This window comes from Paraburkholderia sp. BR13439, assembly GCF_040948805.1.
GTDB classification, from domain to species: Bacteria; Pseudomonadota; Gammaproteobacteria; order Burkholderiales; family Burkholderiaceae; genus Paraburkholderia; species Paraburkholderia youngii.
Map to the genome: position 1 here is coordinate 37,676 of NZ_JBFPKN010000031.1, position 22,438 is coordinate 60,113.

Below are 22,438 nucleotides of genomic sequence, written 5' to 3' on the forward strand. Positions count from 1 at the left end.
CTTTTTTTCCCGGGTTCGTGACGGCGCGTCAACTGGCAGCTGACCCTGCTTCAACCAGTCGCGTTGGACTCAGTTGGGAAAGGCGATCGCGGCCAAAAGGCGGCGAATATGTTCGTATCGCACGCCGCGGCCAACCTGCCATCACCAACGATCCCTATCCGGCATTCCGTCGATCGCCAGTGCAATCCTGTCTTCGAACATCAGGTCGGAGTGCTCGCGCGGTGTAGGTATCGTCGGAAACTGGATGTAGCGATTGCCGTCGACGTCCAACCACTTTACGAGTTGGACCAGCTTGCGGTATCGCGCGGCGTCGCGAAGCACCGGCTCGATTGGCCAGCTGTCGATCGTCGAAACCGAAGCGTCGACCAGCCTTTGGGCGAGCACGGCGAACAGCGGTCCTCGCGTCTCCCAGTCCTCGTCATTGCGGGCCAGCATGTCAATAACCATCTGGGTGTCGCAGGCGCCAAGCTCCTTCTCGACGAGATCGCGCAGGTCACCCTCGGTGATTTTGGGTCTGCTCAAACGCCTGTTCCAGATCACCGCTGCTTCTTTCAAAGCGTCGGCCTCATTGTTGGCGTATGGGAACCACGGCGTCGACATCCCGCAGTCGGCGCAATAGATGCAGGCAAGCCTCTCGGTTTGAGGGGCGAAGGGCGGGCGGGGCACAGTATCCCCGATCTTGGGCGGTCCCGCGCGGCGTCCAAACTGGCCATAGTCAAAGCCGGACTGGCCGACTTCGGCAACGATCCGTTGAGACAGGCCGACCGTTCCGCGTCCGCCGCAGTGATCGCATGGATAGAGCTGTTCGTACATTGTCCGGGTCTTCGCCGTGCATTTATTGGGAGATGTTTGCACGCATTATCGTTGGACATTCGACGCGCGAAAAGCCGAAATACAACCGGTAATGTTCCGTTTTACGTATGACGAATACTTTCAGGAACATCGTCATGAACGCTGCCGTCCAGCCCCCGACCGGCGGATTTCTTGCCGACGCGGTCCATCGGCTGTCTGGAGGGGTTAGAGCCGGGCGCCCATTCGCCCCATTGCTTGAAGAAGAACGGGACCTCCACGGCAGTGCACTGGTCGCGCAGCGAGCGCGCCCAATCGGGATGCATTGGCCGGGCGCCGTGTCCGCTTTCGCCGCCGACAATCACCCAGTCCAGCGCCTCGAGGGCGTTGGTGTGGTCGCGCCAGTCACTGCCCGCGAACATGCCTTCGAAGCTCACCGGGCCCAGCAGCGGCTCCATGGAAACGAAGCGCACCCGCGCTGGCACCGCAAGCAGCTTCGGGATGTCGCGATCGGCCTCGGCCTGATTGACGACTGTCGCGCCGAGCCAGACGTTGTCGCGACCCGCGAGCCAGTCGCGCGATCGCGCATGAGCGACCATGTCGGACACATTGCCGATGCGCTTCGTGAGCAACAGCCAGTCGAGATCTGGCGTGCGCTCGATCAATTCGAACAGATCGCGGCGCCATAGCGGATCGACCTCGTTGTCGAACACGTCGGCGAGCGATGCGCAGAACACCCGCTGCCGGCGACCATGCTTCGCGAAGAACTCATCATGCTGCGCATTCCACTGCAGCGGCTTGCGCCAGTTTGCAGCGGAGGTGCGGCGACGGGGCGCGCCCGGGCCCCAGTTGATCGGCGTTCCGCCGGCGAAGCGCGCGTTGCGCGTTTCCGCATAACAGTGATCGCAACCGGGGCCGACCTTCTGGCAGCCTTCCCACGAATTGAAGGTGTGGTCGGTCCATTCGATCTTGCTGTTCTCGCTCATCCCGACTCCCGCTCAGACAGTTTCGACATCGTGAGAATGTACCGCCAGCGTGCCGCACTGGCGGGCGCGCTTTTCGATCGCGTCCAGCCATGGAAGAAACGCCGCGTCGCCGAGATCGGACGGCGCGCAGGTCGGGACGATCAGATGTTCGATGTGATCGCCCGCCGGGTTGATCGCGTCGAGCGTCTTCGCGTCCGGCACGACCCAGAAATACCAGCGCTGCACGAAGTACCACCAGGTTTTCGCGCGCTCGAGCTCGGCCCACGTCGCGCTGAAATCGAGGACTGACCCGACTGCACTGAAAAACACGCAGCGCACGCCATGGGGCGTGGTCGCGGCGACGACTATCTGGCGGCCCGAAGAAAGTGATTCAGGATCGTGGCCGGCGCAGCCCAAAGCCGGGTGGCGACCCAGCCAGTCGAGCGAGCGCGAGATTGCGCGTTCAAGGAAAAAGGTTTTGCCCAGCATCGCGGACTCCTGTAGTTGGATAGCCCGATGAGAACCGGGTGCATTTGATCTTGCCTGTCCGGCCCGGAAGTCAAGTTTCGCCGTTGCTCCGCCATCCGCTACCGCGTGCGCAGTCGTTGACCGTCGACCCACGCCTTGCGCAGTGCCGCCCTGACGTTGTCTGCCTCGTTGGGAAAATTGCGCTGTACCCATTCACTGCTCAGAACGCGCTCTTCGTCTGTCCAGTCGTTCTCATCCTCTCGCGTCTCCTCGAATGACGCGAGCGCGTTGTCGACCCGCTGCCGGATCGCGTTCAGGCGCTCCTGCAACACTGAAAGCCACTGGCGCACAGAATCGGGGCGACCGGTGAGCACGAATGGCGACGCCGCATAGCGCGTCAGATTGAGGATGTCCTGAACTACCTGGGATATCTGTTGCACGGGTACTCCTGTTCAGTGGGTCGGAGCGTCTGGAAGTCCAGCGCTTTCAATAGGAGGAACGGAATTCGACGCCCTGGTCCCAGCGGCTTTGCCAATGCTCGAGATAGCCCCGGGCGACGCCCGGGCAGTCCCAGAGCACGAGCGCGTTTTCGCTATTGCGAGACGCCGCGGCCTGGCTGTAGTTGAAGGAACCGGTTTGTACCGTCGCGCCGTCAACGATCACCACCTTGTCGTGGTGGATCGGGTAGACGCTAACGGTGCGCACGGGAATGTTCGCGTTCACGAGCAGGTTCATAGCCGCATGGGCCTTGCCGGACCAGTCCTCGCTGAGGTTGTTCTTGCCGTCGACAACGACGGCGACTTCGACGCCACGGCGCTTCGCCTGGAGCAGGTGACGCACGACATCGGGCGAGGTGAACGAATAAGCCGAAACCCGGATCGAGCGCTGGGCGCTGTCGATCGCACGGTCGACCAATGCGGCCGCGCTGCCTTCGGGCGAGAAGCCGACTTCCGGCTGGCACGCGCCACCGCCTGCTGAAGCGTGGGCGGCGGTTGCCATTACTGCGGCCACTGCCGCGCTTGTGATTGCCTTCGTGAACTGCATGGTGAGATTCCCTGTGTTGATTCGCGCGCTGGGGCGCGCCGCGCGCCAGCGACACGTACTTCCAGGGTAGGGTAGCGGGACTCTTGCGAAGTCAAGTCTCACGCATCGAAGGCGGCGGAATCTGCACCTGCGTGAGCGGCTCCCGATCGACATCCCATTCGACGGCCGGTATGCCACGCGCGAGCCGAAGCGCCCGCTTTTCCTCCTTGCGTGCCTCGTAGGCTGGAACACCGTTCATTCCATAGACCTCGATGTGCGTCCGCACGCCGGCGTCCCGTAAGACGAAGTCGGGCAACATGTCGTCCTCTGCTGACATACGAACGGGCTTTGCGAAGTCGCGCCGCTCAGTGACAAGCCGGTTGGCCATCGCGACTTCGTGAATCGAATCGCAGGGCAGGTACGCGTGAGAGCAGAGCATTGCAGCCAGATCAATAACTTTCAGGTGGCCCTTTGAAGTGCGCTCAACGAGAAGGAGGGCAACGACGCGCGCGCTGCGCTCGCCGAGGGCGCGCCACGCATGCCATAAGTCCGCGCGGCGTGCTCGATCAGGCTGGTGCTGGCGTAGTACCTGCGCGCGCTCTGACGCAGACTTACTGCGTGACCATATTGGGTCGGAGCCACCTCGCTTACCTCGCCAATGATGAGTCCGCGCCGTGTCGTTCCTTTTTCTGTCGTGAGCCGCGCGATAAAAGCATCGAATTCGGCATTGATTGCGACGCGATCGGCTTCATCGAAGCGACGCATGATGTGCAGGACGTTCTGGGCATCGGCACCGTTGATCAGGGCCGTCCCTGCCTCAGCCAGCAGCTTCGACCCACAAGGTCTGGAGGAAGGCGAGCAGGCTGGCCGAGCGCCGGCTCTGGTGGGATCGGGTTTCCGTTGCCGAGCCGCGAGAGCCGAAGGTGGTTTCTCGCGTGGTTAGCGCGGCGTCCAATTTTATGTTCAGGCCTGTGGATGTCGACAGGACGGCTGCTTTGGAGTCGCCGCCGCGGACGGAAGGTGCAACATTCGGATCTTTGAAGAACGAGCAGGCGCGATCGTGACGATGTCCATCGTCTGGCCATCCGGCCAGATGGAACAGCGACCCGTAAAACGGCGGATCACAAGCTGGAGCGAAGCAGCACCGCCGCACTCGCATGTGGCGTACCCGGGCGTTACCTTTGCGCGTTCAAGCCGCCTCACGTACCGCGCGGGATTTTCCTGAACGTCGCTTAAGGGGAATGTGCCGCCGTCGAAGCTTACGTTGAACATGTTGCACGCACCTTGAATTTGGCCGTAGAGGCGTTCGAAGGACCTCGGCGGCATCGGGCATCAAAACTGGCTCATTGAATCCGCGCGGACAAGGCGCGTAAGCCATTTTGAGCCGCGCGGCGAGCACGGTGACATGCGAAAGCTGCACGCTTGCGGGAGCTTTAAGGGTGCGCTTTGATGCGGCGAAAGCTATACGGCTTTCGGGAGCTTTCCCGGTTAAGTGGCTGAGCCGGCTCACGCTTTCTGCTGGTGCCGCGTTTTGATGCAAACCTGATAATCGCCTTGCGGCGAGTGGCCGGCAAGGAACAATCCACAGGGTTATCCAGAAAATCTTTGGATAAGCATGCGCCGACGTCTGAGCGCGGAAAAGCCTAAAAGCCATACAAAATTCGCGCCCATTTCGGGAAAGCCACCGGAACGCGAGCGGTAGCATGTATGCATCCAACGCGTCAGTGACGCATCGACTAAACGCCCGCAGCAGGTGGGCGCTTTTTGTTCACCCCGAGGGGTTTCACACCCGTTGCGGGCGTGTTCCCGTTTATCGACACGGGAGCATCATGAACATCAATCGGCTGCTTCGCATCGGTATGCAGATGCATTGCCCCTCGTACGAGACACACGATCGCCTGCTGCGGATCGTGAAGTCGACGAAGCGGTATTCGAACCATTACCGCGCAGCGGCCCTGCGCCTTCTGGTGGTGGCAGCACCCGAATCGGTGACTGGCGGACTTGCATTCGCCGAGCGTCGTCGTCGGGTACGCAACCACTACGGCATCTGAATTGCAGTAATCCACGCGCTTCGGCGCAACAACCTGGCTCGCAGCTGCGGGCAATCCACTTACCCAGACGGGATCACTCCCGACTGGGCGTGCTCTCCCGTCTCATCCACAAGGGAAGCACCATGTACACAGCACTCGTTCAACAGTTCAAGGACGCGCAGACCAAAGCAGCTGCCGCATATCTGGAAGTTTGCGCGGCAGAGGTTGCCGCCTTTCCGAAGGATTCGGAATATCCGTATCGCGCAGCGAGCGTCCGGTCGGAGTACTCAACCGAGCGCGAGCTCTCGGAGTTCTGCTCGCGTCTGGCTCATGTGCTGGTCGGGGAAGCGATCCGTCGCTTCTCGCCTCCGGGCGGTCGGCTGGAAATCAACGACGAGCAGGAACTGGCCAACGCGTCGATCGATATTCGCGGCGCACTGAAGGCCGGGAAGTGTCCCGACTTCGACGCTTTCTGGGCTCACCTGGAACGCACGTTCAGTGGCGACGCTGGAAAGCGCATCGGACTCGTTCAGGCTGCAAAGCTGGTGATCGACGGCTTCGGGCTTCGTCCGGAGTCGGAGATAAAGCGCACCAGCAGCGCGATCATCCTGGACGCTCGAATCTGGAGCGAGCAGGTCTACCGATCGAACGAGCGCCAGGCGACCTATCACTCGTCGACGACAGCCACTGGCCTGATCCGTGGTCTTGCAGCGTTTGCGTCGGACGCCGGATTCGATTCACTGTCCGCACAGCTTACGCGCGGGCGACTGGTCGACTACCACTTCACAACGCGGGAAAAGGTGTCACTCGACGGCCTCGACATCGTGATGTTCAACGAGAAGTGGCAGTTCAAGTTTGCGCATCAGGTCGGCGACGCACTCTCGCTGTTTATCAGCGAGTACGGTACCGAGCATCTGGCGAATCGTCACCGCTTCTGAGCGGTCGTCACGAATCCGCCTGTCTTTCACTGGCCCGCTGATGCGGGCCTTTCTTTTTCTGGAGCTGCAATGGAGCAACTTGACTTAATGGAATTGGTGGATGCGGACTGGTACGCGCCGCTTCGCAGCATCGTGAGTCTCGGCTCACAGGATGAAGGTGTCGCGCATCAAGGCGAGCTGCATATGGCCCGCCAGCGTCATCTGGGGCAGTTTTTCACCCCCGATGCGATCGCGCTGTTCATGTGGCAGTTCGTGTGCAACTTCCTGCCCAAACGCAAGGTGTCGATCCTGGACAACTCGGTTGGGTCCGCCCGCCTGTTGCAGTATGCGAGCCCTGATCGTCACGCGCTGTATGGCGTCGACGTGCATGGCGACGCAATCATCGCGGTGCAGGGTGCGATGGAGGCGGCCGGGTTCGACTGCGATTTCCGGCGAGCCGGGATGGAGGATATCCACCCCAGGTCGTTCGATATCGCGCTGATCAATCCGCCGTTCTCGCTACACCTCGAGTCACCGCATCTCAAGCCGCTACCCGGTACAACGTGGGGTCGATATGGGCAAGGCACCTCGGCGCTGAGCCACGAGTACGCGCTTCAGCAGGCGCTCGACGCTGCGCAGGTCGTTGTGGCGTTGCTGCCACTGACGTTCGCCGATGCGATCGCATCGGCTACCTGCGACAGCGATTCGCCGTTGCAGCGCGCGGCGCACCGTCTCGCGGGTTTCTTCGAGATGCCGGTACAGGCGTTCAAGGAAGAGGGCGCGAATGTCCGCACGGCGGTTCTCGTCTTCGATCGCTACCGCCTCAAGATAGGTCAGTTCGTGCGCGAGCAGGTGTCCGATCCGTCCATGACCGTCGCTGATCTTAAGCTGCATTTCGAGGAGAGCGCACATTCGAAGCCGAAGCTCGGACTCCAATCGCTCGATGAGTCACAGCCCGCGATTACGCGGCCCGTGACGGGCGATCAGCGGGTCACGATCTGTCACGACGGCCGCCGGATTTCGCTACGGTTCCGTTGTGGATTCGTTGAGGCGATGGTGCTCAATCACGTGCTGGATCGGCGGATCTATTCGCGCGATGGTCATAGACTGCCGCGTGGGATGCGGTACGCGGGGCAGGGCCTGCTGGATATGGAGGCGTATCTGGTGCAGGATGATCCTTCCGATGCATTGAACCGGCTGGTCGAGCATATCGAGTCCGCGGGCGGCAAGGCGGAGTTCGCCCCCGGCTTCGTTGAGCATTTTGCAAGGCGCGCGCGCAGGTCGGCGCGGCAGGCGGTACCGCTTCGTCACGAAGTCTGGACGACGGGCGCCCGCTCCGCGGAATCGGTTACCGGTGTCGCTCGCGCGACCCACAAGATCGATCCAACGAAATGGGCGAGTCCGCTTGTACGGGCCGGTGACACGGTCGTTTTCGCCCGGGAGGCCGACGGGCGCTACGGATACACCGTAAACGGAGTGGCGAGCATGCTCGCCGTCGACGAGCTCAACGCGAGGTTCAGCGTTGAGAACGTCGCGGAGGGCTGGGAAGTCGTGCACGAGGGCCTGGCGACGGCGTTTCCACAGCATGCGGCGCTGCTTCGTCGTCGCATGGAAGCGCTCTGCATCGATCAGTGGCTCGATTGGGAGTTCCAGCAGGACGATCTGATTGAAACGCTGATGAAGCCGCAGGGTTGCGTCATTGCATGGGAGCAGGCGTGCGGCAAGTCGCGTCTGTCTATCGCGCTGATCCTGCTGTCGGGCGTCACGCACGGTCTGATCGTGGTTGAGGCCCGTCTTATCGGCGAGATGCTGAACGAACTGGCGCAACTGCCGATTGACCCGTCCGTCGTGAAGGTCATCGACAGCGAGGAGGATCTGAAGGATCTTCGCCAGGTGAACCTGATCTCGTATGAGCGTCTGCGCATGCCGGTGGATCGGGCGAAGTCTGCGCGGGTAACGTATGCGCACAGGCTGCGCCGCCGTATCGGCCTGTTGGTGGCTGATGAAGGCGAGCGGCTGGCCAATCCGACGAGTGACCAGAGCCGTGCGCTCTGGCAGTTGTCTGCCCGGCGACGTTACGTGCTGACGGGCAGTCCGATTCCTAACTACCCGCGTGATGCCTTCGGGCTGATGGCGTTTTCGGGTGGCGATGGGACGGCAGCGCAGCCGTATGGGTATCGGCGAGGCTATATCGAGCCGAACTGGATCAGCTCGGTTGAGTTCGCGATGCGCGGCGTCGACCGGTTCCGTGATGACTTTGTGGTGCTGGAGTGGGTCACGTGGCAATTCGCGGAAAGCCTGCAGGAAGGGGCAAAGCGCGAAGTGCCGAAGATCGGCAACCTGCATGCGTATCGCGCGATGCTTGCACCGCACGTCAAGCGCAGGCTGGTCTGCGAACCCGACGTGTCACGTTGCATCCGGATCGATCCGCCCGTGGTCACCACGCACACGATGGATTGGGACGCGCAGCATCTCGCGACCTATCTGGATGCGGCCGACGAGTTTGCGGACTGGTATCGACGCTCGCGCGATGACAAGAAAGCGTGCAACCTCGTGACGATTCTCGCGCGCATCCGTGCCGTGCATTTCGCCGCCAACTATCCGCAGTACGGGATGGAGGGCGTCGCACGACTCGCGGGTCTGACGAGCAAGCAGCGCGCGATCATTGCCCGTATGCGGGAAATCGCCGCAAAGGGGCAGCAGGCGATCGTGTTTGCTGAAAATCCGGGCGTACTCAATGCGATCGCCAGGGAACTGTCATCCGATGGCGTGGATACGGTTCTGTTTCATGGCGAGATCCCGATCAGCAAGCGGGTGGCCGACAAGGACCGGCGGTTCATCACCGGTCGGGCAACGGGGCTGCTGTCGACGAAGGCCTCCGGTCGTGCGGGTTACAACCTGCCGAACGCGGACTACGTGCTCTTTTACGACCGGTCGTGGACGTGGCGCATCGAGTATCAGGCGATGCGGCGCGCGCTGCGCTGGAACCGCAAGGGCGTGCTGAAGGTGGAGTATTTCCATCTGCCCGGCAGCATCGATGAGTATCAGGCGCAGATGGTTGCGCACAAGCGCGATTCGATGCAGGCGGGACTGGACTGGGCGACGCCCGAGCTCGAGGATGAGACGTTTCTGCACATGGACTCGCTTCTGGATCGCTTCGTCGAGGATCTGGCAAGCGTACATGACCATACCGCACGCGATATGCGAGCAATTCTGAAGGAGGCTGCATGAAGGAGTCACAGGTAAGCGTGCTGGTCGGCGACGGCGTCGTGACGCTCAAGCGCGAAGGAACGAGGCGAGCAGTTGTAGCCGGTGTGCTTGGTCGCATCGAGCGCGACGGCGTGGAGCTGCTGTGTCTAGATCGTCTGGTACACGAAGCCCATGAAAGGACGTTCGTCGGTTGGAACGTCTCAGGCGCCGTGACCACGTTGCTCTCACGTGCGATCCCAACCGCCGTCGTGACGGCTGTTTGAGTTTCCCGGAGATTTCCGGGAACCAAGTCATTTAATCAGCCCGGCAGATCATCGCCGGGCTTTATTTTTGGGCGAGCGTTTCCCGAGGACAGCAGCCGACCCGTTTCTGTCATACGTTCAAGCCTGTCCAAACGCAGCTTTCTGATCGACAGCGGTCATTACAGGCTTACAGCCGGCCCGCTGATCGTTCCGACGCACTTCCGTGAGGCGATAGACCTTGCTCACCGTCCCCCGGAACAAGGCCTCGCGCTCGTCAGCGCTAGCTTGTGCAGTCAGCTTCTTGAAGGCGTTCCAACCATTACTGAATGGATAGGAGCCCTTGTCCACCGGGAAATTGCTCTCGTACATGCAGCGGTCCGCACCGAACGCTTCGATACACGTATGCATCCATGGCTTCCACGCTTGCGCCAATTCATCCGATGACGGCGGTCGCTCGCCCTTTTCAAACTCGAAGCCATTGATACGCATGCCGAGTCCGCCCACCTTCACATAGACATTCGGCAACTGAGCGAGTGCGCGCATTGAGCTCGACCAGGCGTCGAACGCTTCAGCGCGGTGGCTTGCGTAACTGGCGATGCGGACTACCCCGCCGCAATGGTTGATGATGAAAGGCGTATCAGGATGGACCTTTGCCAGATCGAACAACTCCGGCAATTGCGGGAAGAACAGCCATGCGTCGTACGACAGCCCCAGCGATCGGAGCTCCGCGACCCCGGCCCGGTAGTCGCGATCGAGCAGCAGTCCCCGCGGCGCTGCCGAAATCGGATTCACCAGCGTCTGGTCAGCATCCCAGGTAACCAGATGCCGAACGCCACGGAAACGACCATCGCCAGCATCCAGTTCCGCTTCGAGAACATCGCGCACCGCCGGCCCCCGGCGAAGATCCGCATAGCCGACCATACCTTTCGCAACCTGCGGCTCGCCACTCTGCAAAGGAGCCGTGACACCCGCGACATACTCGATCTCTCCGACCGGTCGCATCGGCTCCGGACCCGACGGGCGATACCGGGTCAACGCCTGCATGAACACCGACGCGGTGATGTTGTGACCGGATCGCGCGTCCTCGAGATACTCGTCGACAAGATAGGTCCATCCCGGACGTTCATAAAAGTGGTGATGGGCGTCGATGATCGGCATGTCGGGCTCAAGCGCAGCCTCGGTGCCAGAGGCGAGCCAGTCCGACCGAACGGGAAGGTAGTTGCTAGTCGTACTCACGGCATGTTTTCCTGTTTGCAAACGCCTGACGTAGAGCGATAGCAGGCAGCATCATTGGTACTGCCATTGCGCTCAGCAAGCGGCGGCGTCGGGTGATGATGGTATTGCTATCAGCGCTCTGCGCGATCGAATGCATAAAGTGACAAAGTCAGCAATGTCGTGATGCCTAGCACAATCGACAGACCAATCATGCCGGCCTCGAACGTACCGAAACTGTCCTTCAGATAACCCACGAGGTACGGTCCCGCAAAGCCGCCGAGTGCACCGATCGAGTTGATAAAGGCCAGGCCACCGGCAGCCGCCTGTCCGGAAAGGAACCGGGCAGGAAGCGTGTAAAAGATCGTCCGGCCCGCAATCGTGCCGATCAACGCGAGCGTGATGCCAGTCATCGCCGGAACCAGCTGATGGAAATACGTCGAGACACCCAGCGCAATCGCACCAATCAAAAGGCCTGCGGCGAGATTTGCGATCGGGCCGCCGCGACGATCGACCCGCTTTGCCCACCAGAGCAACGCGACGGTGGCAAAGAAGTAAGGCACGGCCGACATCCAGCCGGTCTGCATTACGCTCATCCCGTGAGCCCGCAGCATCTGAGGCAGCCAGATGCCGATGCCGTAAGAGCCCATCGTAAAGCCAAAGGAAATCATCGCCAGAATGTAGGTCCGCGCGTCCTTCAACGCTGCCACGAAATTTTTCTTCTTCTGACGGGACGAGCCTTCCCGATCAAACGCGCCTTGCAGAGCTTGCCGTTCCTCGTTGGACAACCACTTCGCATCGGCGGGCTTATCCGCCAACATTTTCAGTACGAGAAAGCCGAGCACGCATGCGGGCAATCCTTGAACGATGAACATCCACCTCCAGCCCGCCAGTCCCAGGACGCCGTCCATATGGAGCAGCGCCGCCGAGAGCGGACCACCGACGAGCGACGACAACGGCGTGGAGACGGTGAACCACGCGAGCACCCGAGTGCGATAGCCAGCCGGAAACCAGACGGCGAGGAAAAAGATCACACCGGGAAAGAAGCCCGCCTCACCGATGCCGAGCAGCAGCCGGACCGCGTAGAAGCTTTTGGGGCCGACAGCCAATGCCGTTGCCGCTGCGAAGAAGCCCCAGGTGATCATGATGCGGGCGAGCCAGCGCCGCGCGCCGAAGCGGTACAGCGCGAGGTTGCTCGGGACCTCGAACAGACAGTACCCGGCGAACATGATGCCCGCCCCCCAGCCGAACTGTGTGGCGGTCAAACCCAGATCGTGATTCATCGTCAACGCCGCGAAACCGACGCTCGTGCGATCCAGATAGTTGAAAAAGTACGCCAACGCGAGGAGCGGAATGAAGCGCCACGCTGCTTTCCTGACTGCGGACTGCTCGAGGGTGGAACCCACCGCGCTGCCTGTCGTGATGTCCGATGAAATGGATGTCATGTCTCGTCTCCAGTCGAATCACGGCGCGCAAAAGGCCCTGCCGGCCTCCGCGGCTTAGTGATTCTTTATTTGCTTCGCTGCTTCGCTGCTTCAGGCGCTGGCGAGTTCGTTCGCCGACGGGTTCGATGCATCGCCAGGCTGGGCGTCCTGACACTTGACTACCCCAGCCTCGGTCAACTGTCTGAGGTCTTCCGGTGTGTATCCGAGACCCGACAGAAGCGCTTGAGTGTCCTGACCCAGCGAAGGGGGCGCCGCGCGCAGGTGCAGGCGCTCACCATCCAAGGTCAAGGGCAGCAGCGCAGTCCTCGTCGCTATGGGCTGTCCCGCGCCGCTTGCATCGGGCGGCAACGTCACTTCGGCGAGTCCGCCGGTGGCGAGCAGGTGCGGATCGTCGAACAGATCCTGCGGCTTGGTAATCGGCGCATAGGGCAGTCCGCAGCGCTCGAAAATCGTGCTGATCTCGGCCGCGGTGAACGCTTCCATCTGCTTTCGAAGCAGCGGCAGCAACCAATCGCGGGCCTGCACGCGCTGATTGTTGGAAGCGATACGCTCGTCCGCCTTGAGCTCCGCCAGCCCGAAAGCGTCGCAGAACAGCGCCCATTGCGTATCGGAGACAACGGCCAGGAAGATCTGCTCGCCGTTTTTGACCGAGAACACGTCGTAGACGGCCCACGCTGAAATGCGGCTTGGCATCGGCGCCGCCGCTTTGCCGGTCACGGCGTACTGCATCATGTGTTGAGCCACCAGGAACACATTGTTCTCGAACAGCGCGCTCTGCACTTCCTGACCCCGGCCCGTGCGTTCGCGTTGAGCCAGCGCCGCCATCGCGCCTATCGCGCCGAACATTCCACCCATGATGTCGTTGACACTCGTTCCGGCGCGCAGCGGCCTGCCTTCCGGTCCCGTCATGTAAGCGAGGCCGCCCATCATCTGCACGACCTCGTCGAGCGCGGTGCGATGATCGTATGGGCCAGGCAGAAAGCCTTTATGCGACACGTAGACGAGACGCGGATTGAGCCTGGACAGCGCGGCATAACCGAGGCCGAGCTTGTCCATCGTGCCGCTCTTGAAGTTCTCGCTGAAGACGTCCGCTCCAGCGAGGAGCTTGTGAACGATTTCCACGCCACGCGGATCTTTTACGTCCACGGCGATGCTCTTCTTGTTCCGGTTGAACGTGCTGAAGAAGCCCGCACCGGAGCCGCGCAAAGCGCGCGTGCTGTCGCCGGAAATAGGCTCGACCTTGATCACCTCCGCGCCCAGGTCCGCCAGCACCATGCCGCATGTCGGCCCCATCACCATGTGCGTCATCTCGACGACGCGTACGCCGCTATACGGCAGATTCTGGTTTGCTTGTACTTCGCTCATTGCGCTATTCCAGTGAGGCAGCCTTGGGGTTGCGGCGCGCTGGGTGCGCGGCCGTCTGCATACGCGAATCCCTTTGGGAGCCCCGCGTCCTGCACGTGTCCGTATAACGCTTCGCCGGGCAGCGCCTCGGCGAGAATTGCACGGGCGGCGATCAGCCTGTCGATGTCCACACCGGTGTCATAGCCCATGGCTTCGAGCAGGAAGGCGAGGTCTTCTGTCACGATGTTGCCGGTCGCGCCCGGTGCATACGGGCAGCCGCCGAGACCCGCCTGGCTGGAATCGATCGTCGTCACGCCGACTTCGAGCGCTGCAACGACGTTGGCCAGCCCCTGTCCGCGCGTGTTATGGAAGTGGGCCCCGCCGGCCTTTGCGCCGAGTTCCGTTTGCAGACGGCGGAACAGCCGGCGAACCTGGGTCGGATTCGCGTAGCCGCTCGTATCGGACAGGCCGATTTCATCGACGCCGCATTCGGCCATTGCCACGCACATGCGCATGGTCTGATCGTCGGTCACAGTGCCCGCGATCGTGCAGCCGAAGGCGACCGAAACACCGGCCTCGATCTGCACGCCGGGAAACCGCTCGTCACGAAGCGCGACGATATTGCGCACTTCTTCAATCATCTGCGCATTGGTCTTGCGGATATTGGCCAGCGAATGTTCGTTGGTCACCGAAACGGGCAGCGTCACCTTGTGCACGCCTGCTTCGAAAGCGCTCTGGCTGCCACGAAGATTCGGCGCTAGAACCGCGACGTGCAAACCGGGAAGGGAGAGCGCATGCGCGACGACCTCGCGGATGTCAGCCATCTGAGGCAGCAGTTTCGCCGGCACGAATGAGCCTACTTCAATTTCCTTCAGGCCTGCAGCGGCGAGCGCCGAGATCCATCGCAGCTTCGCTGCCGTGGGCATGACAGTTTTGATGCTCTGCAATCCGTCACGCGGACCGACCTCGCTGATCAACACCTTGGGATTGGGCGTATTCACGACTGACTCCTTGGTTCTAACACGCAGACCTGCGTTCTATGGGATAGAACTATAGGTGCGCTTTGCGACTTGGTGAAGACGGGTAAACCCCGAAATCGCGAAAAACAGAACTTGAGTTCTGTCACGCGAAACATTAGAGTGACGGCATAACCAGGGAGGAGAAGAGATGACTATCAGTGGGCCCGGGAATGCAGAGCGGTCGCTCGACGCATCGGACACAAGCAGTGGAGTCGCCGTTCTGGATCGGGCTTTCGCGATTCTCAACGCTTTCGGCCAGACCGACGACCGGTTGACGCTCACCGAGCTATCGCGCCGCACCGGCTTGTATAAAAGCACGGTCTTGCGGTTGCTCGGTGCTTTGGAGCACGGCGGATTTATACGGAAGCTGAATGACGGTCAGTACGCTGTCGGACATCAACCGCTTCGCCTCGCAACGCTTTACCAGCGGTCTTTTCAAGTCGGCCCCGTTGTGGAACCCATCCTTCAGCAGTTGAGTCGCGACCTGGGCGAGACGGCCTCTTTTTACGTCCGGCAAGGTGACAAGCGCCTGGTCCTGTATCGCGTGGAGCCCTCGAGAAGCGTGAGAGTAGCGATCCGGATTGGCGAGGAATTCGAGATCGACAAAGGCGCCTCCGGCAAAGTGCTGCTCGCATTCAGTGAATCATCGGATCCGCGCTGGAATGAGGTGCGGGAACGATTCTGCGCGGTCTCATACGGTGAACGAGATCCCGAAACAACGTCAGCATCAGTGCCGGTGTTCGATTCAACCGGTCAGCTGTTGGGCGCTCTGACCCTCTCCGGGCCGAAAGGCAGATTCGACGCCCCAGCCACCATCAACGTTGCTCTCAAAGCATTGCTTCTCAGCGCGAAGCGAGCAACGGTCGACTTGGGGGGCATTGGTGCGAGATACGATGCAAGCATCGCCAGATTCGTCGACGAAGACGCTGCCAAATCGGAAAAAGCGGATGTCGATACGGAAATGCCTGACCCAGGCACGCGGCCTTTGAGCATGCGCCCTTTGCATTAGGCATGTGAACCCCGGCATGCCATCTGAATGCCGCGCAAAGCGCGAATCGCCTTGCTGCGGCAACGATCACATCCTCGCTTACAGCGACCAAAGCGCGCAGCGCCCAGCTTTCCCGGCTGGCTGAAAGGCGTCGTTATTCATTGTTGAGCCGATCCCACTCCGTACGTGCTGAAAGATGCGCTTGCCCGGCATGCAAGGCACGGGTCGGCGCTGGTTATCCCTAGTCGCTCCTTCACTACCTGCACGGCTACCATAGGAATACTGTTACACAGAACTACGTTCTATCTAACAGAACTTCAGTAAAACAGCCAGGAGATATGCAGATGGCCAGTCTTCCCGTTAATGGGACAAAGCTCTCGTCCGGTTCACCTATCGTTGGGGAGGCAGAGCGAATCAACGCGCGTATCGACCGCTTGCCCGCGACGCGCTCGATATGGATGCTGGTCTTCGTGCTGGCTGTCGGCGGCTGGTTTGAGTTCTACGATCTATTCTTGACCGCGTATGTCGGACCGGGCCTCGTCAAAAGCGGCCTGTATTCGACGACGACGGCGTCGTTCTTCGGCTTCTCGGGGCTTGGCGCGTTCGTCGCGGCATCGTTCGCGGGTCTTTTCATCGGCACGTTCTGTTTGTCACGCCTTGCCGACCGCTTCGGACGCAAGACGACCTTCACCGTCTCGCTGCTTTGGTATTCGGTAGCGACCTTTGTGATGGCTTGGCAAGACAGCGCGTCCGCAATCAATCTGTGGCGTCTGATCGCGGGCATCGGCGTGGGCGTTGAGTTGGTGACGATTGATACATACGTCAGCGAACTCGTGCCGATGCATCTGCGCGGCCGCGCTTTCGCGTTCGTGCATCTTGTGCAGTACGCCGCCGTGCCTGCCGTCGCACTGTTCGCATGGTGGCTCGTGCCGCGCACACCGTGGGGCATCGACGGATGGCGCTGGGTGGTAGTCATCGGCTCGCTGGGCGCGTTTGTCGTGTGGGCGATCCGCCGCCGCGTGCCGGAGAGCCCGCGCTGGCTCGCGCAGCAAGGCCGTCTCGAAGAAGCGGAAAGCGTGACGCACGCGCTCGAGGCAAAGGTGATGGAGCAATACGGGAAAGCGCTGCCCACGCCAGTGGAACGCGTCGAGCGCGCGGTCACCGTCGGCAAGGCGCGTTTCGGGGAGATCTGGCAGCCCCCGTATCGCCGCCGCGCCATCACAATGCTTGTCTTCAACCTTTTCCAGGCGATCGGCTTCTACGGCTTCGCGTCGTGGGTACCCACGCTGCTCGTCTCCAAAGGCGTGACCGTCACGCATAGCCTGATGTATTCGTTCGTCATCGCGGCGTCGAATCCGTTCGGGCCTTTGATCGCCATGACATTCGCCGATCGTATTGAACGAAAGACGCTGATCGTGCTTTCCGCGCTCGGCATAGCCGTCTTCGGCAGCCTGTTCGCAACACAATCGTCGCCCGCGATTCTGATGATGCTAGGGGTGCTCATCACCCTGTGCGGCACACTGCTCTCGGTCGGCTATCACGCTTACCAGACCGAGCTTTTCCCAACACGCATCCGTGCCACGGCGGTCGGCTTCGTCTATTCGATGTCGCGCCTCTCCGCAATGTTTTCTGGGTTCATGATCGCCTTCGCGTTGCGGCACTTTGGTGTTGAGGGCGTATTCGGGTTGATAGGCGGTGCGATGGTGGTGATCATGGGCGCGATCGGCTTCTTCGGTCCGCGCACGAATAATCGCACGCTCGACGACATCTCTCATTGAGCGCAAGAAATCGCGGTCTCGCCGTTAGAGATCCGCGCGGCAACGCGGTCCTGCCCGACGTCGCGAAGCACGAGGACTGACGCTTGAAGCGACTCTCGCGACGATGGGCTGGTTCGTGCCAACTATATGAATGCGGGAGTGGAGTTTTACTGCGCAGCGAACTGGCGCAACTTGTACAGGGACCGGGCTGGGATGATGTCCGATGCGACTAAAAATCTCGAGACTCGCTTCTTTCAAAGCGAGGCGATGCTGGTTGAGCACAAGCTGATGGCCTCGCGTACGGTTGCAGTGCGCGGCGCCGACCCGATCATTATCGAAGCTATTCCATTGAATACAGTTGCCGACTGTCATGCACGAGCAGTGTCTCATGCTAGCCAGCAAGCCGACGTTCGCAAATCAAACTTGAATGACTGAAACTGGCCGTTGGACTAAACCGCTCGCGCGGTAGGGGCTACGGTCAGACGCCGGTGGTCATGGAGAGGCCGGCATCGCGGTTCCGTATGTTGGCGAATGAGGCAATCCGCCTCGTTCTCCAGCAGGAGCCCCATCATGACCTCCTCGCAGTCAAACGTCAGTCCGCTGCGCCAGCGCATGATCGACGACATCCGCATGCGCCAGCTTGCCCCCAAGACGCAGGACATCTATCTGCACATCGTGCGTGAGTTCGCCCGGTTTCTCGGGCGCTCACCTGACACGGCCACCGTCGAGGACCTGCGGCGCTACCAGCTCCATCTGGTCGACCACGGCACATCGGCCGTGTCGCTGAACCACGCGATCACCGGCCTGAAGTTCTTCTTCACCGTCACGCTCGACCGGCCCGAGCTGATGGTCAGGATGCAACCGGTACGCGTGCCCCGCGTATTGCCCGTCGTGCTCAGCCCCGATGAAGTGCGGCGGCTCATCGAGGCCGCCGGCAACCTGAAGCACCAGACCGCGCTGTCGGTCGCGTATGGCGCGGGGCTACGCGCCAGCGAAGTGGTCGCGCTGAAGGTCTCTGACGTCGACAGCGAACGCATGACATTGCGTATCGAGCAGGGCAAGGGCCGCCGTGACCGCTACGCCATGCTCTCGCCGGTGCTGCTCGAGCGTCTGCGTGTGTGGTGGCGTGTGGCCCGTGCGCAGGGCAGGATGCCCGAGGGTGGGTGGCTGTTTCCTGGGCTCGATCCACTCGATCAGCTGAGCACGCGGCAACTGAACCGCGCCATTCATGCCGCCGCCGAGGCCGCGCACATCGACAAGCGTGTGTCCATGCACACGCTGCGCCACAGTTTCGCGACGCACCTGCTCGAACAGAAGGTGGACATCCGCGTGATCCAGGTGCTGCTCGGCCATGCGAAGCTCGACTATCTCCCGCGCCGAACTATGTCCCGCTTGGATTGAAGGTCCTCGTTGTTCATGAAGATGCGGCGTGGGCGCTCAACATTGGCATGCTTCTTTTCGGGCACTTTCCGCCTGAAAGGAGAAGACCGTGGAGCATTCCTATGTGAGCGCCAAGACGATGGTCTGCACCGTTGGAGGCCTGATATCTGAGCACCTTGTCGCATTCGTCGAGTGGCTGGTCGAGCAACAATATTCGGAGAGTTATGCATTTCTGGTTGCCCGACAGGCGCTTGCATTTGGGCGATGGTGCAACGATAGGCGGCTTTCATTGTGTGCCTTGAACGACAGCGACATCGCACGATACCAGCGGTTGCGATCGCGGCATCGATCGAGATGCCTCGAGACCCGACGCCGGGAACTGCGCGCGTTGCAACTATTGATGAACTACTTGCGTAGTCGAGGCGTGTGTCATGCCTCTCAAGCGCTCGCGGCGGCCGCTGACAACGTTATCGAAAAGTTTGCGTTGTGCCTGCGGCATGAGCAGGGGTTAGCGGAAGTGACTGTCGAGAACTATGCGAGGTGGGTACGCAGATTCCTGGTGTGGCGTTTCGGTCGCGGAGATATTTGCCTGTCTGATGTTTGTGCGGCCGACGCAGCAGCATTCATTCAGAGCGAAGCAAAGCGCATGAGGCCGGCCGCGCTGAAGAATATTGCCAACGCTTTGAGGTCGTTCTTCCGTTACTCCCAGTCCCGTGGCGAAGTCTCCGCAGGACTTGCGGCAAGCGTGCCAACGGTGGCCGCCTGGGCGAGCACGCCCCCAATCCCGAGAGCCATCTCAGCGGAACACGCCCAGCGCGCAATCGACAGTTGTAACCGACTGAGTGCCGTAGGGTTACGCGATCGCGCCGTGCTGCTGCTTCTGGCGCGGCTGGGGCTGCGTGCCTGCGAGATCGTCAGGGTGACGCTGGACGACATCGATTGGGATCGCGCTCAATTGCGCGTGCGTGGAAAAGGTGGGCGCGAGAGCCTCCTGCCATTGGCCGCCGACGTTGGTGAAGCAATCGCCGCCTATCTCCAGCACGGGCGGCCCTCCTGTCCAGATCGGCACCTCTTCCTTCGTTCCGTGGCGCCGGTACGCGGGTTGATGGAAGGTTCAGACGGGATTGGCACGATTGTGCGTCACGCAATCCTACGAGCGAGAGTCGACGCGCCTCATCGCGGCTCACATCAATTCCGGCATGCTTTGGCCGTACGCATGTTGCAGCTCGGCGCTTCGCTGCCTGAGATTGGCCGGGTGCTACGCCATCGTAGCGTGCAGTCCACCAGCATTTACGCGAAGGTGGATGTCAACACACTCCGGACATTGGCGATGGCCTGGCCGGGAGGTGTGCGATGAACTCGCTTCGAGAAGGACTCAGAGAGTACCTTGACCTGCGCCGCAGCCTTGGCTTCAAGATGCGCGAGGCCGGCCGGCTGTTGCTCCAGTTCATCGACTTCATGGAAGCACGGCAGGCAGAGTACATCTGCAATGGCCTGGCGGTCGAATGGTCGCAACGTCCTTCGGTTCAACCCGCCGAGTGGGCCAGGCGGCTTTGCTTTGTGCGCGGCTTTGCCCGCTACCGCAGCGCCACCGATAGCCGCACTGAGATTCCTCCAGTAAGTCTGTTGCCGCACCGTTCCACTCGGGCGAGACCACATCTGTACACGGAGCAAGAAGTGATAAACCTCATGGACGCAGCACTGAAATTGCCGGTGACCTGGCCGTCGACGCCGCTGCGGCCGTGGGTGTTTTACTGCCTTATCGGCTTACTCAGTGTAACGGGCATGCGTATCGGGGAGGCAATGAGCCTTGAGCTGGATGACGTGGACATTGATAACGCTATTCTCACGATTCGCGGTGCAAAACAAGGTCGTTCGCGCCTGGTTCCCATTCATGCGACTACCTGTGCCGCTCTGGCAGAGTACCTCAGGCGCCGCGAGCAGTTCTTCGGTCATCGCGTCTCATCTTATGTCTTTGTTAGCGGCCGCGGAACTCGGCTGGACATGGGGCGCGTTCATCGCGTGTTCTACGCACTATCGCGGGCAACTGGTTTGCGGGCGGAAGGTGCCAGCAAAGGGCCGCGTCTGCATGACTTCCGTCACCGCTTCGCTGTCGAAGTTCTGACACGTTGGTATCGGTCTGGGGAAGATGCCTGGCGCCTGTTGCCGCTTCTGTCGACTTACCTCGGGCACGTATACGTAGTCGGCACATACTGGTATCTGAGCGGCTCTCCCGAGTTGATGGCGCTGGCGATGGCCCGGTTCGAGCGGCGCTGGGGAGGCTCATCATGACACGCGAGCCCAGTTTCGCCGTCCTGCTGGAGAAGTTTTTTATCCAGCGCCTGATTCAACAGCGTCAAGCAAGCGTACACACGATCGCATCGTACCGCGACACATTCCGGCTGTTGCTTGAGTTTGCCCAGCGGCACTTGCATAAAGCGCCATCCAGCTTGGCCCTGGAAGACGTCGATGCGTCGCTGATCTCGGCGTTCCTTGATGAACAGGAAAAGGTCCGGAAGGTGACGGCCCGAACGCGTAATCTGCGCCTAACGGCAGTGCATTCGTTCTTCAAATATGCGGCGTTCGAGATGCCGTCACACGCTGCGCACATCCAACGGGTGCTGGCCATTCCGGCCAAACGGTTTAGCCGAACCCTGGTGCCCTTCCTGAGCCGGCAGGAGGTCGATGCCTTGCTGGCCGCACTTGGCCAAGATACCTGGTCAGGTCGCCGTGATCACGCACTGTTGCTGCTGGCGGTTCAGACAGGGTTACGCCTGTCGGAACTAACCAACCTTCAACGCGAAGATCTATATATCGGCATCGGCGCGCATGTGCGAGTAATTGGCAAGGGACGCAAGGAGCGTTGTACGCCACTGAGCAAGAGCACGCGCGCAGTGCTGGCCGCCTGGCTTCGTGAACCATCGCGGGCCGAAAATCAGCCACTGTTCCCGAATGCGCGAGGCGGTCAGCTTAGCGCACACGGCGTACATTACCTCGTCCACAAGCACGTCGCAGCCGCCGCAAAAGAATGCCCATCGCTGAAAAACAAGCGCGTAAGCCCACACGTGTTGCGGCACACGACTGCAATGGACCTACTGCAAGAAGGCGTCGACCCGTCGGTCATTGCACTGTGGCTTGGTCACGAATCGGTGGAAACTACACAAATCTATCTCGACGCTAATCTGACGTTGAAACAGGAGGTTCTTGACAGGACTACACCGCCTAACGGGAAGCCTGGACGGTATCGACCAGATGACCGATTGCTGGCGTTTCTGAAAAACTCGTGACCAGATCTATGTCCCGCTTAGCGCTCGGCCGTGCGTTACCGTACCACGGTGCTCTGCGCACCGGGACATAGTTCGGCGCGGGAGATAGTCAAGTTTGTACTAAACCGCTGAAGCGGTAGTGGGGGGAATGGCTGACGTCAATGCCTGACGTTCAGGCAGCACGGTGGTCTACTGCCGAACCGCCGGCATGGCAGGCCAGCCGCCTGGAGCAGTATGGAAGTGCCCGATCGGGCATTCCATTCACTGTTTCAGGAGGTTCGCCATGACACCGCTGCGCAAACGCATGCTGCATGACATGCAGATCCGCAACCTTGCAGACAACACCCAGAAGGCCTATCTGCTGCAAGTTTCCAGTTTCGCCC

At 60.9% G+C, this 22,438-nt stretch carries 21 protein-coding genes and 1 pseudogene; 11 read left to right on the forward strand and 11 right to left on the reverse strand.

The window, feature by feature from the left end; genetic code table 11:
• Positions 1-141 precede the first annotated feature (141 nt).
• The 7 genes from AB3X96_RS37285 to AB3X96_RS37315 form a co-directional block, all read right to left on the reverse strand.
• Entirely contained in the window at positions 142-813 is a 672-nt protein-coding gene (locus AB3X96_RS37285) for a Lar family restriction alleviation protein (protein WP_368593673.1), read from the reverse strand.
• Positions 814-914: 101 nt separating this feature from the next.
• A complete protein-coding gene (locus AB3X96_RS37290; RefSeq protein ID WP_368593674.1) occupies positions 915-1,775 on the reverse strand; it encodes a phage Gp37/Gp68 family protein in 861 nt (286 codons plus the stop codon).
• A gap of 12 nt (positions 1,776-1,787) precedes the next feature.
• Positions 1,788-2,243, reverse strand: a complete 456-nt coding sequence (locus AB3X96_RS37295; RefSeq protein WP_368593675.1) for a hypothetical protein — start codon at positions 2,241-2,243, stop codon at positions 1,788-1,790.
• Positions 2,244-2,341: 98 nt separating this feature from the next.
• Positions 2,342-2,662 (reverse strand): hypothetical protein, encoded by a 321-nt coding sequence (locus AB3X96_RS37300; protein ID WP_368593676.1) that lies wholly within the window; start codon positions 2,660-2,662, stop codon positions 2,342-2,344.
• Between the two features lie 46 nt (positions 2,663-2,708).
• Entirely contained in the window at positions 2,709-3,221 is a 513-nt protein-coding gene (locus AB3X96_RS37305) for a phospholipase D family protein (protein WP_368593694.1), read from the reverse strand.
• Positions 3,222-3,357: 136 nt separating this feature from the next.
• Positions 3,358-3,966, reverse strand: coding sequence for a DUF1173 family protein (locus AB3X96_RS37310; protein WP_368593695.1), 609 nt, complete (start codon positions 3,964-3,966; stop codon positions 3,358-3,360).
• A 96-nt stretch (positions 3,967-4,062) separates the two neighbouring features.
• Positions 4,063-4,404: a DUF1173 family protein gene (locus tag AB3X96_RS37315; RefSeq protein WP_368593677.1), complete on the reverse strand. Its 342-nt coding sequence runs from the start codon at positions 4,402-4,404 to the stop codon at positions 4,063-4,065.
• A 670-nt stretch (positions 4,405-5,074) separates the two neighbouring features.
• Between AB3X96_RS37315 and AB3X96_RS37320 the strand changes: the two genes are divergently transcribed.
• From AB3X96_RS37320 to AB3X96_RS37335, 4 genes are all read left to right on the forward strand, one after another.
• The gene (locus AB3X96_RS37320; protein WP_368593678.1) at positions 5,075-5,296 is read left to right on the forward strand and encodes a hypothetical protein; all 222 of its coding nucleotides are present in this window, start codon (positions 5,075-5,077) and stop codon (positions 5,294-5,296) included.
• 122 nt (positions 5,297-5,418) lie between these two features.
• Positions 5,419-6,213: a hypothetical protein gene (locus AB3X96_RS37325; protein WP_368593679.1), complete on the forward strand. Its 795-nt coding sequence runs from the start codon at positions 5,419-5,421 to the stop codon at positions 6,211-6,213.
• Positions 6,214-6,282: 69 nt separating this feature from the next.
• A complete protein-coding gene (locus AB3X96_RS37330; protein ID WP_368593680.1) occupies positions 6,283-9,423 on the forward strand; it encodes an SNF2-related protein in 3,141 nt (1,046 codons plus the stop codon).
• Positions 9,420-9,665, forward strand: a complete 246-nt coding sequence (locus AB3X96_RS37335) for a hypothetical protein (protein ID WP_368593681.1) — start codon at positions 9,420-9,422, stop codon at positions 9,663-9,665. Before AB3X96_RS37330 ends, AB3X96_RS37335 begins: the two co-directional genes overlap by 4 nt.
• A gap of 204 nt (positions 9,666-9,869) precedes the next feature.
• On the opposite strand, the pseudogene AB3X96_RS37340 reads toward AB3X96_RS37335, so the two are convergent.
• The 4 genes and pseudogenes from AB3X96_RS37340 to AB3X96_RS37355 form a co-directional block, all read right to left on the reverse strand.
• Positions 9,870-11,016 (reverse strand): annotated as a pseudogene (locus tag AB3X96_RS37340) (amidohydrolase); the annotation flags it as partial.
• Positions 10,991-12,301, reverse strand: coding sequence for an MFS transporter (locus tag AB3X96_RS37345; RefSeq protein ID WP_368593682.1), 1,311 nt, complete (start codon positions 12,299-12,301; stop codon positions 10,991-10,993). The pseudogene AB3X96_RS37340 and the gene AB3X96_RS37345, both read right to left, overlap by 26 nt.
• A 90-nt stretch (positions 12,302-12,391) precedes the next feature.
• On the reverse strand, positions 12,392-13,666 hold the full coding sequence (locus tag AB3X96_RS37350; protein ID WP_368593683.1) for a CaiB/BaiF CoA transferase family protein: 1,275 nt from the start codon (positions 13,664-13,666) through the stop codon (positions 12,392-12,394).
• Complete coding sequence (locus AB3X96_RS37355; protein WP_368593684.1) at positions 13,663-14,646, reverse strand: hydroxymethylglutaryl-CoA lyase; 984 nt, start codon at positions 14,644-14,646, stop codon at positions 13,663-13,665. The genes AB3X96_RS37350 and AB3X96_RS37355 overlap by 4 nt, the downstream gene beginning before the upstream one ends.
• A gap of 166 nt (positions 14,647-14,812) precedes the next feature.
• On the opposite strand from AB3X96_RS37355, the gene AB3X96_RS37360 reads away from it, so the two are divergent.
• From AB3X96_RS37360 to AB3X96_RS37390, 7 genes are all read left to right on the forward strand, one after another.
• A complete protein-coding gene (locus AB3X96_RS37360) occupies positions 14,813-15,673 on the forward strand; it encodes an IclR family transcriptional regulator (RefSeq protein ID WP_368593685.1) in 861 nt (286 codons plus the stop codon).
• Between the two features lie 323 nt (positions 15,674-15,996).
• Positions 15,997-17,430 carry an MFS transporter gene (locus AB3X96_RS37365; protein WP_368593686.1) on the forward strand — a complete coding sequence of 478 codons (1,434 nt, stop codon included), beginning with the start codon at positions 15,997-15,999 and terminating at the stop codon, positions 17,428-17,430.
• A 192-nt stretch (positions 17,431-17,622) separates the two neighbouring features.
• Positions 17,623-17,844 (forward strand): hypothetical protein, encoded by a 222-nt coding sequence (locus AB3X96_RS37370; protein ID WP_176112165.1) that lies wholly within the window; start codon positions 17,623-17,625, stop codon positions 17,842-17,844.
• A gap of 135 nt (positions 17,845-17,979) precedes the next feature.
• On the forward strand, positions 17,980-18,810 hold the full coding sequence (locus AB3X96_RS37375; RefSeq protein WP_368593687.1) for a site-specific integrase: 831 nt from the start codon (positions 17,980-17,982) through the stop codon (positions 18,808-18,810).
• Between the two features lie 88 nt (positions 18,811-18,898).
• Positions 18,899-20,146 carry a tyrosine-type recombinase/integrase gene (locus tag AB3X96_RS37380; RefSeq protein ID WP_368593688.1) on the forward strand — a complete coding sequence of 416 codons (1,248 nt, stop codon included), beginning with the start codon at positions 18,899-18,901 and terminating at the stop codon, positions 20,144-20,146.
• Positions 20,143-21,081 (forward strand): tyrosine-type recombinase/integrase, encoded by a 939-nt coding sequence (locus AB3X96_RS37385; RefSeq protein WP_368593689.1) that lies wholly within the window; start codon positions 20,143-20,145, stop codon positions 21,079-21,081. Before AB3X96_RS37380 ends, AB3X96_RS37385 begins: the two co-directional genes overlap by 4 nt.
• On the forward strand, positions 21,078-22,076 hold the full coding sequence (locus tag AB3X96_RS37390) for a site-specific integrase (protein WP_368593690.1): 999 nt from the start codon (positions 21,078-21,080) through the stop codon (positions 22,074-22,076). The genes AB3X96_RS37385 and AB3X96_RS37390 overlap by 4 nt, the downstream gene beginning before the upstream one ends.
• The last annotated feature ends 362 nt before the right edge of the window (positions 22,077-22,438 follow it).

Excerpts from the sequence above, each read along its gene's own strand:
- AB3X96_RS37285 (WP_368593673.1), bottom strand. The coding sequence starts at position 813 with ATGTACGAACAGCTCTATCCATGCGATCACTGCGGCGGACGCGGAACG.
- AB3X96_RS37290 (WP_368593674.1), bottom strand. The coding sequence starts at position 1,775 with ATGAGCGAGAACAGCAAGATCGAATGGACCGACCACACCTTCAATTCG.
- AB3X96_RS37295 (WP_368593675.1), bottom strand. The coding sequence starts at position 2,243 with ATGCTGGGCAAAACCTTTTTCCTTGAACGCGCAATCTCGCGCTCGCTC.
- AB3X96_RS37305 (WP_368593694.1), bottom strand. The coding sequence starts at position 3,221 with ATGGCAACCGCCGCCCACGCTTCAGCAGGCGGTGGCGCGTGCCAGCCG.
- AB3X96_RS37315 (WP_368593677.1), bottom strand. The coding sequence starts at position 4,404 with ATGCGAGTGCGGCGGTGCTGCTTCGCTCCAGCTTGTGATCCGCCGTTT.
- AB3X96_RS37320 (WP_368593678.1), top strand. The coding sequence starts at position 5,075 with ATGAACATCAATCGGCTGCTTCGCATCGGTATGCAGATGCATTGCCCC.
- AB3X96_RS37325 (WP_368593679.1), top strand. The coding sequence starts at position 5,419 with ATGTACACAGCACTCGTTCAACAGTTCAAGGACGCGCAGACCAAAGCA.
- AB3X96_RS37330 (WP_368593680.1), top strand. The coding sequence starts at position 6,283 with ATGGAGCAACTTGACTTAATGGAATTGGTGGATGCGGACTGGTACGCG.
- AB3X96_RS37335 (WP_368593681.1), top strand. The coding sequence starts at position 9,420 with ATGAAGGAGTCACAGGTAAGCGTGCTGGTCGGCGACGGCGTCGTGACG.
- AB3X96_RS37345 (WP_368593682.1), bottom strand. The coding sequence starts at position 12,301 with ATGACATCCATTTCATCGGACATCACGACAGGCAGCGCGGTGGGTTCC.
- AB3X96_RS37350 (WP_368593683.1), bottom strand. The coding sequence starts at position 13,666 with ATGAGCGAAGTACAAGCAAACCAGAATCTGCCGTATAGCGGCGTACGC.
- AB3X96_RS37360 (WP_368593685.1), top strand. The coding sequence starts at position 14,813 with ATGACTATCAGTGGGCCCGGGAATGCAGAGCGGTCGCTCGACGCATCG.
- AB3X96_RS37365 (WP_368593686.1), top strand. The coding sequence starts at position 15,997 with ATGGCCAGTCTTCCCGTTAATGGGACAAAGCTCTCGTCCGGTTCACCT.
- AB3X96_RS37370 (WP_176112165.1), top strand. The coding sequence starts at position 17,623 with ATGATGTCCGATGCGACTAAAAATCTCGAGACTCGCTTCTTTCAAAGC.
- AB3X96_RS37375 (WP_368593687.1), top strand. The coding sequence starts at position 17,980 with ATGACCTCCTCGCAGTCAAACGTCAGTCCGCTGCGCCAGCGCATGATC.
- AB3X96_RS37385 (WP_368593689.1), top strand. The coding sequence starts at position 20,143 with ATGAACTCGCTTCGAGAAGGACTCAGAGAGTACCTTGACCTGCGCCGC.
- AB3X96_RS37390 (WP_368593690.1), top strand. The coding sequence starts at position 21,078 with ATGACACGCGAGCCCAGTTTCGCCGTCCTGCTGGAGAAGTTTTTTATC.